We start from the raw sequence: 12,307 nt of genomic DNA on the forward strand, positions 1-12,307 counted from the left end.
GCCCTCACCCCAACCCCTCTCCCGCGAGCGGGAGAGGGGCTAACGGCCACGGCCCCCTCAAACCTCCGCTCCTTTTGGCCCCAACGCCCCCGATCGCGTAGACTGCGCGCGCTTCGAGGTGACCCCCGGCATCCGCCGTCAGGGTTGAAACGGGAAGCCGGTGACACCCCAGCGCTGCTGCAGCGCGATCGGGCCAGCCCGGCACTGCCCCCGCAACGGTAAGCGAGTCGACCGCGGCAACCGCCACTGTGCTCAGCACGGGAAGGCGCCGCGCACGGGACCCCGGTCCCGGCTCGCGAGTCCGGAGACCGGCCCCGACGCGCGACTGGTTGCGATGCGGAGGGCGTCGCGGCGGCGACCGTCGGCGCGTCCAGCGCCCGCATTCGCGGCCCCTCTCTCCTCGCGACTCCCTCGATCGACGGCGCGGCACCACCGCCGCGCCTCTGGAGTTTGCTCATGCGTGTTCCCAAGTTGTCCCTGGCCATCGCCGCCGCCCTCGCCCTGCCCGCTCTCGCCCAGGCGCAGCCGAACGACGACGCCACCGATCTGGACGATGTCGTCGTCACCGCCACCCGCACCGCGATCAGCGCCAACGACGCGCTGTCGCCGGTCGAGGTGATCACCCACGACGACATCGCGCGCAGCCAGGCGCGCTCGCTGCCCGACCTGCTGCGCGGCCGCGCCGGCATCTCGATCGGCAACCAGGGCGGCCTGGGCAAGCTGACCACGCTGTCGCTGCGCGGCAGCGAGACCGACCACGTGCTGGTCCTGGTCGACGGCATCCGCATCGGCTCGGCGACCTCCGGCCTGGCCTCGTTCCAGGACCTGCCGGTGGCGCTGATCGACCGCGTCGAGATCGTGCGCGGCCCGCGTTCCAGCCTGTACGGCGCCGATGCGATCGGCGGCGTGATCCAGATCTTCACCCGCCGCGACCGCGACGCCGTCGCCCCGCGCGCCAGCGTCACCGTCGGCAGCCACGGCGGCCGCGAAGCCAGCGCCGGCATCGGCGGCCGTATCGGCCGCGGCTGGTTCGGCGCCGACGCCGCCTACCAGCGCACCGACGGCATCAACGCCTGCGACGGCTCCAGCACCCTGTTCGCCGGCTGCTTCACCGAAGAGCCCGATCGCGACGGTTACCGCAACCGCTCGCTGTCGCTGCGCGGCGGCTTCGACGCCACCGACACTCTGAGCTTCGAAGGCCATGTCCTGCGCGCCGAAGGCGAGAACGAGTACGACGGCAGCTTCGTCAATTACTCCGAGATCGTGCAGCAGGTGGTCGGCGCCAAGGGCACCTGGCGCCCTTCCGAGAACCTGCGCCTGCAGGTCAGCGCCGGCCGCAACCGCGACGAATCCGACAACTTCCTCGGCAACGCGCGCAACGGCTACTTCGTCACCAACCGCGACAGTTTCACCGTGCAGACCGACTACGGGGTCGGCGAAGGCCAGCTGCTGAGCGTCGGCTTCGACTGGCTGCGCGACCATGCCGACAGCGACACCGCCTACGACGAGAACGAACGCGACAACCGCGCCGGCTTCGTCCAGTACCAGGGCCGCTTCGGCGCCCAGTCGATCGAGGCCAGCCTGCGCCGCGACGACAACGACCAGTTCGGCGGCCACACCACCGGCAGCATCGCCTGGGGCCTGGGCTTCGCCGACCACTGGCGCCTGACCGCGGGCTACGGCACCGCCTTCAAGGCCCCGACCTTCAACGAGCTGTACTACCCGTTCTTCGGCAACCCGGCGCTGCGTCCGGAAGAGTCCAAGACCTGGGAGCTCGGCCTGGCCTACCGCGGCGAGCGCTTCAACGCGCGCATCGACGGCTTCAGCACCCAGGTCGACGACCTGATCGCCTACGACGCCTCGATCTTCCTGCCCAACAACATCGAGCGCGCACGCGTGCGCGGCGCCGAGATCGGCGTCGATACCCACTTCGCCGACTGGACCGTGGCCGCCAGCGCCAGCTTCCTCGACAGCGAGAACCGGGTCGGCTTCTTCGCCGGCAACGACCTGCCGCGCCGCGCCAAGCGCAGCGCGCGCGTCGACATCGACCGCGCCTTCGGCGACTTCCGCTTCGGCGTCACCGCGGTCGGCTCCAGCGCGCGCTACGACGACGTCGCCAACACCCGTCGCGTCGGCGGCTACGGCACCCTGGACCTGCGCGCCGAGTACGCCTTCACCCCGTCCTGGTCGCTGCAGGCGCGCGTGGCCAACGTCTTCGACCGCGACTACGAGACCATCTCGTTCTACAACCAGCCCGGTCGCGAGTGGTTCCTGACCTTGCGTTACGCACCGGCGCGTTGAGCCGGACTCGCGTCTGAAAAGCCCGGCTCGCGCCGGGCTTTTTTTTGCGGTCGCATCGCGCGGCGGCCGGGTTCGCCGCTCGGGCGGGGCCCATCGGCCGAGGCGGCCCTCACGGCTCCACCAATAGAGTGCCGGCTGCGCCGGGCCCGGCCGGGGCCGGATCGGGCGCGGAACCACCCCTTACGCAGGTCCAATAGGATCCCCGACCGAAGGGCGTACGATAGCCGCGGCGAATACCGCACATCGCCCTACCGACGCCCCCCGAAACACTCACCGCAGCGGCAGACAGCGACATGAGCGACGCCAGCGCACGCGCCCTGGACTTGTTCGACGACTATGTCGAGATGTCGCCCGCCCAGCGCGAGCGCGCGCTCGCGGAGCTGTCCACGCGCGACCCCGAACTGTATCGCGCGCTGCAGGCCCTGCTGGACTCCGACGCGAAGGCCGAAAGCGACGTGTGGGAGCGCTCGCCGGCGGAGCTGATCGCGAACCGGCGCGCGCGCGAGGACCTGCACGACGGACCCGGGACCGGGCCGGACCCGCGCATCGGCACGCACCTGGGCCCTTGGCGCATCGATCGCCTGATCGCACGCGGCGGCATGGGCCGCGTGTACGAAGCCCAGCGCGACGACGGCCAGTACCGGCAGCGCGTCGCGCTCAAGTGCATCCTCCACGAGCTGGCGACGCCGGCGCTGATCGATGCCTTCCGCGACGAACGCAATGTGCTGGCGCGGTTGGACCACCCGGGCATCGCCGCGCTGATCGACGGCGGCGTGGACGACACCGGCCATCCCTGGTTCGCGATGCGCTACGTCGAAGGCGTGGCCATCGACACCTGGTGCGACCGCCAGCGCGCCAGCGTGCCGGAACGCGTGGACCTGCTGATCCAGGCCTGCTCGGCCCTGGCCTATGCCCATGCCCAGGGCGTACTGCACCGCGACATCAAGCCCTCCAATCTGTTGGTCAGCGCCGACGGGCGCGTGCAACTGGTCGACTTCGGCATCGCCTCCACCTTCGTCGCGCGCGCGGGTGCGGACCGCGAGCAGCTCGCGCTCACGCACGAGTACGCCGCGCCGGAGGCGCGCGAACGCGGCGCCAACGCACCGGCCACGGATCTGTACGCACTGGGTGTGCTCAGCTACCGCCTGCTGTGCGGGCAATGGCCGACGCCGCTGCATGCGCTGCGCGAGTTCGTGGAGGACGCGACGCCCGGCGAGGCGTTGCCGATGGATCGATTGCTCGACGATGCCGCGCCCGCCGTCGCCGAACAGCGCGGACTCGCGAACGTGGCCGCGCTCAAACGCGTGCTCGCCGGCGACCTGTCGGCGCTGGTCCGCAAGGCCGTGGCCCTGCGCCCGCAGGACCGCTACGCCAGCATCAACGAGTACGCCGATGAACTGCAGCGTTGGCGCGAGCACCGGCCCTTGGCGATACGCGGCGACGATCCGCTGTACCGGGCCCGCAAGTTCGCGCGCCGCCACCGCCTGGCCGTCGGCGTGGCGGTGGCCGTGGCGGTCGCCGGCATCCTGGGCGCCGGTCTGGCGCTGCGCCAACACCGCATCGCGGTGCGCGAAACCCAGGCCACCGCCGCCGTGAGTCGCCTGTTCGCCTCCACCCTGGGCATGGCCACACTGTCGGGGCTGGGCAGTGCGCCGTTCTCGTCGAAGGCCTTGCTGGACAAGACCGAGCGCGAGCTGCGTGGGCTGCCCTTGGACGAGCATCCGCTGCTGCACGCGCGCAGCCTTGCGACCTTGGCGCGCAGCTATGCCGTGCTCGGCGACTATCGCCACGCCCAACGCCTGGCCGACCAGGCCCAAGCGACGCTGGGCGACGCGCGCGACGACGAGGGCTCCATCGCGGCCACGCGACTGGCGATGCTCAACAGCCGTGGCCGCTACGCCGAGGCCGAGAAATTGACCCGAGCGCAGTTGGAAAGGATCGGCGACAGCGACGACGCGAACGCGCAGTCGATGCGGCTAAGCTTCGGCGCCGAACTGGCGAAGGCGCAATGGGGCCAGGCGGACACCTTCGGCGCGGTCCGCACCATGGACGAGCTGATGGAGCGCGCGCAACGCCTGCCTGGCGATCGCGAGGAAGTACGCGCCGAACTGCTGCTCGTGCGCGCGCACTTCCTCAATCGCCTGCTGCGTTTCGATGCCGCGGAGGCCGACGCCCGCCGCGCCGAGGCCTTGGCACGGCCGCGCAACCCGGTGCTCGCCGACGACGCCTTGGACGCGCTGGTGGTGATACTGGGCCGCAGCAAGAAGTCCGAAGTGCTGGCGCGCGCGCAGGAGTTGGTCGCCAACCGCCGGCGCAACCTGGGTCCGAACCACCCCAAGACCGCACAGGCGACTCTGCGTCTGGCCTGGATCCAGTATCCACGCTTCCCGAAAGCGGAGGCCAAGGCCGCGTTGGCGCAGATCGAGGCCAGTTACGGACGCGATAGCCCGAACTACGCCACCGCCATGGGCAGCTCGTCCTGGGCGATCGCACGCGACAAGCAAGACAACGTGCGCTTGCTGCGTGAGGCCCTGGCCACGCTGGAGCGCACCGCCGGCCCGCGCGCCGAGCAGACCATCGCGCTCAAGGGCATTCTGGGGGGCGCGCTGGTGGGCCTGTTCGGCGCGGACGGGAAATCGAACAGTCTTTACGAAGGCATCGAACTGCTGCGGCAAGCGATCGAGGAGAAGAGTCGATCCGGCATCGCCGCGCCCAGCGAACGCGGTCATATGGTCCTCGCCATCCTGGCCAGCGGCGACACCGCGCTACTGGCGCAGGCCCAGCACCAGATCGACGAGGGTCTGCGCGAGGCCGAGCGCCACTACGGCGGCCCCGACAATCCGCAAACCGAAGAATTGAGTCAGCTGGGCGACCAGTTGCTGTACGCACGCGGCCAACGCGAAGAGGCCGATCGTCGCTTCGCGCAGCGCATCGACGCCAATCGCGCATTCATGGACAGCACCGTCGTGGAGCGCACCAACCAGGTGCATGCGCGCGTCCAGATATTGACCAAGGCGCTCTTGATGCGCGCGCTGTACGCTTACGAAAGCTGCCGGAAAACGGATGCCGAAATGCATCTGGATCGCGCGCTGCGACTGGACGAACGCGTTCTCGGCCGAGACGACAAATTGACGCGAGCGGTGCAGGGCTATCGCGACAGTTTGCGCGGCCCAGGACAGCAGCTGGATCTGACAAAAGCCTCGTGGATACCGAAGGCGGACAGAGATGCCGCGAACCGACGCGCGAGCGCCTGCGCGGGCGGGCCGCCGCGAGCCAAGGCCACGGAACCTTAGGCCGCGTTCGGCAATAGCCAGCACGGTCTCCACGCGCATTGCTTCGCGATCGCCGGCAAACGCGGCCACCCCAGGTTGCGGTTTATGCATGGCCACGTTGCACGCGGCGTCGCTCGCGTCCAACCGGTATTGACGACGAATGGCTGCGGCCAGATGATCCGCCCAATCTCCGTACAGATCGCGCATGAGCAAGACCGGATTGGCCCTGGCCGCACTCTATCTCGCCCTCATCGCGATCTGTCTCGGTTTCGCTTTCGGCGGCGACGGCGATCCCAAGGGCCGGTTCGTATTCCTGCAGTTGCCCATCGCGCCGCGGTTGGCGCTGTTGCAGGCGCTCGGCCTGCTCGCATTGGCGTACGGCCTGCGCGCGCGGACGCCGTCGCGATGAGCGGATCCGACCTGGGGCCGGCCTTGCTGCTGCTGATCGTACTGGGCCTGGTCGCGTGGCAGGCGCGCGCGCTGCTGCTGGCGAAGGCCTCGGCCGGCTGGCCGCGTACGCGCGGCCGGGTGCTGAGCGCCTATCTCGACGAAACCCAGCCGGACGAGGATGGCGACGTCACCCATTCGGCGCATGTGCGCTACCGCTATCAGGTCGGCCGGCATTACTACACCTCGACCCGACTGAGCTATCGGCCCACGCGTTACCTGGGTTTTTCCGATGCCGCCGAACTGCTAGACGGCATCGTCCAGGGCCGCGAAGTCGAGGTCAGTTACGACCCGCAACGCCCGCAGCGCGCGGTGCTGGTGCCCGGCAGCTCCACCGCCAATCTGGTGCACCTGCTCCTGGCGGTGCTGCTGTCGCTGTGGCCGCTGTACTACCTGGTCGCCTGATCGCCGCCTGTATCCCGTCTCGGAGTCGATCGTGCTCGAATTCCTGTTCCAACTGATCGGCGAAGTGGTCCTGCAAGGGGTGCTGGAACTGCTGGTGGACCTGGGCCTGGAACCGTTCCGCCGCAAGCGCGAGTCGTCGCCTCCCAACCCCTGGTTCACCGCGATCGCTTACGCCTGCCTGGGCGCGCTGGCCGGTGGCGTCAGCCTGTGGCTGCTGCCGGAACTGCTGGTGCGGGACGAAACCTGGCGCGTGGTCAACCTGATCGCGACGCCGATACTGGCCGGGTTCGCGATGGCCGCGTTGGGCGTTTGGCGGGTCAAGCGCGGGCACGTGCAGGTGAGCATCGAGCGCTTCTCCTACGCCTACCTGTTCGCGCTGTGCCTGGCCTTGGTGCGGTTCCACTTCGCCGGCTAGGCCCGGCCCTCAAGCCGCGACGATCACCGCCCGCCGCAAATAGGCCTGGGCCGCCTCGCGGTCGCGCGCGACTTCCTCGCTCAGCCACTCGCGGAACTTGGCGATCTTGCCGCTGCGCTGGCGCGCGCTCGGGTAGGTGAGCCAGAACGCGCGTCCGTCGCCGGCGACGAAATCGTGCGCGGGCACCAGGCGTCCGGATTCGAGTTCGCCGCGGAACAGGATCGGCGAGCCGATCGCGATGCCGTGGCCGGCGACCGCGGCGGCCACGTCCAGGTGCTCGGCCGACAGATGGGTACCGAAGCCGCCCGGCGGCGCGGCGTCGGCGTGGCCCTGGGCGCGATACCACAGCGCCCACCAGTCCGGCCGTCCCAGCAAGGGCACGCTCAAGGGCCGTCGCGGATCGCCGAGTTCGGCCGCGGCCGCGCGCAGGGCCGGCGCGCACAAGGGCATGAAGATCGCCGGAAACAGCTCCATCGCCTGCATCCCGGGCCACACGCCGTGACCGTTGCGGATGGCGAGGTCGTAGCGGCCCACGCCCAGGTCCTGGGCCTCGACCGACAGATCCAGTTCCAATGCGATCTGCGGATGGCGGGCGCGGAAACGCCCGAGCTTGGGCGTGAGCCAACTCGTGCCCAGCGTGGGCAAGGTGGTCAGCGACAGCCGCGATTCGTCGATGTCGACCGCGCGCACGAAACTCGCGCGCAGGGCGGCGAAGGCGGCGATGGCTTCGCGCGCGACCAGCTCGCCCGACTCGGTCAGCTCGACCCGGTGCGGGTGGCGCCGGAACAGGGCCACGCCGATCTGCTCCTCGAGCCGGCGCACGTGGTAGCTGACCGAGGCCGCGGAGGTGTCCAGCTCCTGCGCGGCCTTGGCGAAACTTCCCAGGCGGGCCGCCGATTCGAAGGCCCGGATCGCGGACAGGGAGGGGAATCGCGGCGACTGGACCATAAGTGTGACTTAGCCTGGGGCCCGCAATTCGCGTCGTCAACCGCGGCGTCGGCCCTCATCCTGAGCGCCGCCACCTCCGCCATCGCCACAGGGACTGCGCATGACCTCCTCCCCCACCTGCCCCGCGTCCGCATCGTCCCGGGCCGATGCGGACGCCGCCGAAACGCCGCCCTCGCCCGGCCGGCGCGGCTTCGTGACCCGCACGGCCCTGGCCGGCGCCGCGGCCCTCGCCCTGCCCGCCTGGAGCTTCGCGAAAGCGCCGGCCGGCTCCGTCGCCGCGCCCGGCGCGCACGCGAAGGACTGGGCCTGGCTGCTGGGCAATTGGGACGTGCGCCATCGCCGCCTCAAGGAACGATTGACGGGCAGCCAGGACTGGCAGGACTTCGCCGGCAAGAGCGCGTGCTGGGCGACCCTGGACGGTCTGGGCACCATCGACGACAACATCGTCGAGCTGCCCGGCGATCCCTATCGCGGCCTCGGCATCCGCGCCTACGACCGCAGCTCGGGCCAGTGGTCGATCTGGTGGCTGGACGCGCGCAACCCGACCCACATCGATCCGCCGGTACGCGGCGGCTTCGACGGCGACGGCGGCGAGTTCGTCGGCCGCGACACGCTGCGCGGCAAGCCGATCGTGATGCGTTTCCGCTGGCACGACATCCACGGCGAACAACCGTGGTGGGACCAGGCGTTCTCGCCCGACGACGGCGCCAGCTGGGAGACGAACTGGCGCAACTATTTCACCCGCACCGCCGCGCGGCCCTCGGCGCTGGACAGGCTCGCGGATGCGCCGCGCGATTTCGATTTCCTGGTCGGCGATTGGCAGGTCAGCCATCGCCGCCTGCGCCAGCGCCTGGTCGGCAGCCAGAACTGGGACGAGTTCGGCGGCACCCTGCGCAATTGGCCGGTACTGGGCGGCTACGGCAATGTCGGCGACAACGTCTTCGAGTTTCCGACCGGCACGGTGCGCGGCGTGGGCCTGCGTTCCTACGACGCCAAAACCAAGCAGTGGCTGAGCTGGTGGCTGGACGGCCGCACCCCGACGTCGATCGCGGCGCCCGTGCGCGGCGGCTTCGACGCGCAGGGCCTGGGCACTTTCATCGGCGACGACAGCCTAGACGGCAAGCCGATCCGTACCCGCGTGTTGTGGTCGCGCATCACGGCGCGCTCGGCGCGTTGGGAGCAGGCGTGTTCCAACGATGGAGGCGCCAGTTGGGAAACCAATTGGATCAGCGATTTCGTACGCAAGGCCTAGGAGCGCGATCGATGGGTGGGGACATCGCAGCGAAGGACACCTTTCATCGGGCCCTGGTTTTCGGACTGTTGCTGGCTGCCGGAACCAGCAGTGCGACAGTGCCTGCAGCCTCCGACGCAGCCCCGCAGCCGGCCATCGAGATCCTCGATGCGCCCACCGTGTTCGCGCCCGGCATCGCCTCGACGAAATACGCGGACATTCGCCTCACCCTCAGCCCCGACGGCCGCACCGCGCTGTGGTTCAGCCGCGACCGGCCCGGCGGCGCGGGCGGCTACGACATCTGGGTCTCGCGACGCGACGAACGGGGCTGGAGCGAGGCGACGCCGGTGCCGTTCAACTCGCCGGGCCGCGATTTCGATCCCGCGTTCTCCGCCGATGGCCGCAGCGTCTATTTCTGTTCGGACCGCCCCGGCGGCCTGGGCGCGGACGATTTGTGGCGGGTCGCGGTCACCGGCACCGGCTTCGGCGAACCCGAGCACCTGGGCGCGGCGGTGAACAGCGCCGGCAAGGAGTACGCCCCCATGCTGTCGGCCGACGGCCAGCGCCTGCTGTTTTCCAGCGACCGGCCCGGCGGCGCCGGCCAACTCGATCTCTACCTCGCGCAACGGCGCGGCGCCGGCTTCGCCGCGGCGCGGCGCCTGAGCGGCGGCATCAACACCGGCGCCAACGACTTCGACGCCAGCTACCTCGCCGACGACCGCAGCATCGTCTACTCGCGCGCGCAGGACTTCCGCACCGATCGGGTCGACCTCTATCTGGCGAGGCCGCGTGGCGGGGGCTACGATGCGGGCCAGTTGCTGCCGCCGAGCGTGAACAGCCGCCAGACCGATAGCTACGGACCGATGCTCGACTGGTCCCAGCGCGATCGACTGCTCTACTCGGCCCAACGCGACGGCGCGCAGAGCATGGAGCTGTACCTGGTTCGCTATCGCCTGTTACCGTCGGCCGGCGATGCGGCCGGCAAGCACGCCGACGCCAGACCCTAGTTCGACGCCGGCGCGACCGCCGTCGCTCGCCACCAGCCCAGGAGCCGTCGCCGCGATGGACACCGTCATCAGCGTCCTGCTCTGGATCGGCGCGATCGGCTGCGGCCTGCTCGGCGGCCTGTTCTTCGCCTTCTCGGTGTTCATCATGACCGCGCTGGGCAGCATCGCGCCCAGCGCCGGCATCGCCGCGATGAACGCGATCAACCGCGTGATCCTGCGCTCGCTGTTCATGCCGGTGTTCTGGCTCACCACGCTGGCCGGCCTGGCCTTAGCCGGCATCGCGCTCGTGCACGCGAACACGCCCGGCGCCCTGGCCATGCTGATCGGCGGCGCCGCCCACGTGTTGGGCATGTTCGTCTGCACGGTCGTGTTCAACGTGCCGCTCAACAATGCCCTGGCCGCAGTCGATCAGGCCGGCGAGGCCGCGCCGCCGGTCTGGCAACGCTATCTGCGCGACTGGACGCGCTGGAATCACCTGCGCACGCTGGCCTGCACGCTGGCCAGCGCGATGTTCGTGCTGGCGCTGGTGCAGCGCGCGGCTTAGCGCGCGGATCTCAGCGTTTCCCGGCGACATACCGGTCGTCGACGAGCTCGCCCATCTCAGGCTTTTCATGGCCTCGATCCGCGCCGGCCGCGCGACGAAGCTCCGGCGGAACATGCGGATGCAGCGCGCTTGGTCGCAGGCACATCCCACCGCATACTCTCGCCATCGCTAAGGAGCGTCGATGCGCATCCGCATAACCTGGCGTTGGTTCGCGTGGGGGCTGTTGGCCTTGTTGGCGCTGGTCGTCAGCGGCGTGCTGCTGGCCGACCATCTGACTCCGCCCGCGACCGGCGCGCCCGGCACGCAGCTGCCCTTGCGCGCGGCGCAGACCACCATCGACCGCGAGCTCGCGCCGCGCCTGGCCGCGCATCCGGGCAAGACCGGCGTGCTGATGATTCCCGGCGGGTTGGAGGCCTTCGCTGCGCGCGCGACCAGCGCGCGCGCCAGCGGCCGCAGCCTGGATCTGCAGTACTACATGTGGCACGACGACCTGGTCGGCGGCCTGCTCGGCCGCGAGGTCTACGCGGCCGCCGAGCGCGGCGTGCGCGTGCGCCTGCTGCTGGACGATATCAACGCCGAGGGCCTGGACCCGGCGCTGATGGTGCTCGATGCCCATCCCAATATCGAGATCCGTCTCTACAACCCATTCCGCAACCGCGAAGGGCTGTGGCGCCTGCTGGAAATGGTGCAGCGCGTCTTCAGCATCAACCACCGCATGCACAACAAGGCCTGGATCGCCGACGGCCGCGTCGCCGTGGTCGGCGGCCGCAATGTCGGCGACGAGTATTTCGACGCCCACCAGGAAGTGAATTTCCGCGACCTCGACCTGCTGCTGGCCGGCCCGGCGGTCGCCGACGCCAGTGCCATCTTCGATCGCTATTGGAACAGCCCGGCGGTGGTGCCGATCGCCGCGCTCGGCGACAAGAGGCCGGCTGAGCTGAAGGCCTACATCGCCCAGATCGACGACGAGGCCGAAAGCGCCGAGGCCAAGCGCTACCTGCAACGCGTCTCCGATTCGCTAGACCAGAACCTGCCCTGGGACACCGGCATGCACTGGAGCGACGGCGTGCGCGTGCTGTCCGATCCAGCGCAGAAACGCGGCGACGGCGGCGACGACTGGCTGGTGACCCAGCTGATCGCCAAGCTCGCCACCACCGAGCACGAAGCCTTGCTGATCTCGCCCTACTTCGTGCCCGGCGACGAGGGCAGCGACGGCCTGATCGGCCTGGTCGGCAAGGGCGCCCAGGTCGGCGTGGTGACCAATTCCCTGGCCGCGAACGATGTCCCGGCCGTGCACAGCGGCTACGCGCGCTACCGCGAGCGCCTGCTCGCGGGCGGCGTGCGCCTGTACGAAATCCGTCGCAGCGGCCCCAGCGCCGCGGCCAGTCTGTTCGGCAGCAGCGGCGCCAGCCTGCATACCAAGGCCTTCGTGGTCGACGGCGCGCGCGGCTTCGTCGGGTCCTTCAACCTCGACCCGCGCTCGGCCGAGCTCAACACCGAAATGGGCGTGCTGTTCGAGGACGCGACGCTGGCCGCGTCCTTGCGCCGCGAGTACGAACGCCTGGCCGCGCCGGCGCTGAGCTATCGGGTAACCCTGGACGACGGCCGGCTGTGCTGGCTGGACGAAACCAGCCGCCCGCCGCGCCGGCTCGACCGCGAACCCGACGCCGGCCTCATGCGCCGCGCCACCGCGCGCGTGCTGGGCTGGCTGCCGATCGAATCGCAGTTGTAACGGCG

General features: G+C 70.1%; 10 protein-coding genes and 1 riboswitch. Of the genes, 9 read left to right on the plus strand and 1 reads right to left on the minus strand.

The features are described from left to right. Nucleotides 1-99: 99 nt before the first annotated feature. A riboswitch (cobalamin riboswitch) is annotated at nucleotides 100-332 on the plus strand. Nucleotides 333-456: 124 nt separating this feature from the next. The 5 genes from btuB (at nucleotide 457) to BMZ45_RS20210 (ending at nucleotide 6,840) form a co-directional block, all read left to right on the plus strand. Beyond that, the gene (btuB, locus tag BMZ45_RS20190; protein WP_091638345.1) at nucleotides 457-2,301 is read left to right on the plus strand and encodes a TonB-dependent vitamin B12 receptor; all 1,845 of its coding nucleotides are present in this window, start codon (nucleotides 457-459) and stop codon (nucleotides 2,299-2,301) included. A 293-nt stretch (nucleotides 2,302-2,594) separates the two neighbouring features. Beyond that, entirely contained in the window at nucleotides 2,595-5,594 is a 3,000-nt protein-coding gene (locus BMZ45_RS20195) for a serine/threonine protein kinase (RefSeq protein WP_091638314.1), read from the plus strand. Nucleotides 5,595-5,778: 184 nt separating this feature from the next. Next, nucleotides 5,779-5,982 (plus strand): hypothetical protein, encoded by a 204-nt coding sequence (locus BMZ45_RS20200; RefSeq protein ID WP_091638315.1) that lies wholly within the window; start codon nucleotides 5,779-5,781, stop codon nucleotides 5,980-5,982. Then, on the plus strand, nucleotides 5,979-6,425 hold the full coding sequence (locus BMZ45_RS20205) for a DUF3592 domain-containing protein (RefSeq protein WP_091638316.1): 447 nt from the start codon (nucleotides 5,979-5,981) through the stop codon (nucleotides 6,423-6,425). The genes BMZ45_RS20200 and BMZ45_RS20205 overlap by 4 nt, the downstream gene beginning before the upstream one ends. A gap of 31 nt (nucleotides 6,426-6,456) precedes the next feature. Next, nucleotides 6,457-6,840, plus strand: a complete 384-nt coding sequence (locus tag BMZ45_RS20210) for a hypothetical protein (protein WP_091638317.1) — start codon at nucleotides 6,457-6,459, stop codon at nucleotides 6,838-6,840. 9 nt (nucleotides 6,841-6,849) lie between these two features. Here BMZ45_RS20210 and BMZ45_RS20215 read toward each other — a convergent pair whose 3' ends face one another. After that, nucleotides 6,850-7,788, minus strand: coding sequence for a LysR substrate-binding domain-containing protein (locus BMZ45_RS20215; protein WP_091638318.1), 939 nt, complete (start codon nucleotides 7,786-7,788; stop codon nucleotides 6,850-6,852). 100 nt (nucleotides 7,789-7,888) lie between these two features. Between BMZ45_RS20215 and BMZ45_RS20220 the strand changes: the two genes are divergently transcribed. The 4 genes from BMZ45_RS20220 to BMZ45_RS20235 all read left to right on the plus strand — a co-directional run bounded on the left by BMZ45_RS20220 (nucleotide 7,889) and on the right by BMZ45_RS20235 (nucleotide 12,302). Beyond that, a complete protein-coding gene (locus BMZ45_RS20220; RefSeq protein ID WP_254776710.1) occupies nucleotides 7,889-9,040 on the plus strand; it encodes a hypothetical protein in 1,152 nt (383 codons plus the stop codon). A 98-nt stretch (nucleotides 9,041-9,138) separates the two neighbouring features. Next, a complete protein-coding gene (locus BMZ45_RS20225) occupies nucleotides 9,139-10,026 on the plus strand; it encodes a TolB family protein (protein ID WP_254776711.1) in 888 nt (295 codons plus the stop codon). Nucleotides 10,027-10,081: 55 nt separating this feature from the next. Continuing rightward, complete coding sequence (locus BMZ45_RS20230; protein WP_091638320.1) at nucleotides 10,082-10,570, plus strand: anthrone oxygenase family protein; 489 nt, start codon at nucleotides 10,082-10,084, stop codon at nucleotides 10,568-10,570. A gap of 181 nt (nucleotides 10,571-10,751) precedes the next feature. Then, complete coding sequence (locus BMZ45_RS20235; protein WP_091638321.1) at nucleotides 10,752-12,302, plus strand: phospholipase D family protein; 1,551 nt, start codon at nucleotides 10,752-10,754, stop codon at nucleotides 12,300-12,302. Nucleotides 12,303-12,307: the final 5 nt, after the last annotated feature.

The sequence above is a fragment of the Lysobacter sp. cf310 genome, from assembly GCF_900114355.1.
GTDB lineage: Bacteria > Pseudomonadota > Gammaproteobacteria > Xanthomonadales > Xanthomonadaceae > Lysobacter.

What these genes read in the sequence shown, in the direction of transcription:
- btuB (WP_091638345.1), top strand. Translation starts at nt 457, where the DNA reads ATGCGTGTTCCCAAGTTGTCCCTGGCCATCGCCGCCGCCCTCGCCCTG.
- BMZ45_RS20195 (WP_091638314.1), top strand. Translation starts at nt 2,595, where the DNA reads ATGAGCGACGCCAGCGCACGCGCCCTGGACTTGTTCGACGACTATGTC.
- BMZ45_RS20200 (WP_091638315.1), top strand. Translation starts at nt 5,779, where the DNA reads ATGAGCAAGACCGGATTGGCCCTGGCCGCACTCTATCTCGCCCTCATC.
- BMZ45_RS20205 (WP_091638316.1), top strand. Translation starts at nt 5,979, where the DNA reads ATGAGCGGATCCGACCTGGGGCCGGCCTTGCTGCTGCTGATCGTACTG.
- BMZ45_RS20215 (WP_091638318.1), bottom strand. Translation starts at nt 7,788, where the DNA reads ATGGTCCAGTCGCCGCGATTCCCCTCCCTGTCCGCGATCCGGGCCTTC.
- BMZ45_RS20220 (WP_254776710.1), top strand. Translation starts at nt 7,889, where the DNA reads ATGACCTCCTCCCCCACCTGCCCCGCGTCCGCATCGTCCCGGGCCGAT.
- BMZ45_RS20230 (WP_091638320.1), top strand. Translation starts at nt 10,082, where the DNA reads ATGGACACCGTCATCAGCGTCCTGCTCTGGATCGGCGCGATCGGCTGC.
- BMZ45_RS20235 (WP_091638321.1), top strand. Translation starts at nt 10,752, where the DNA reads ATGCGCATCCGCATAACCTGGCGTTGGTTCGCGTGGGGGCTGTTGGCC.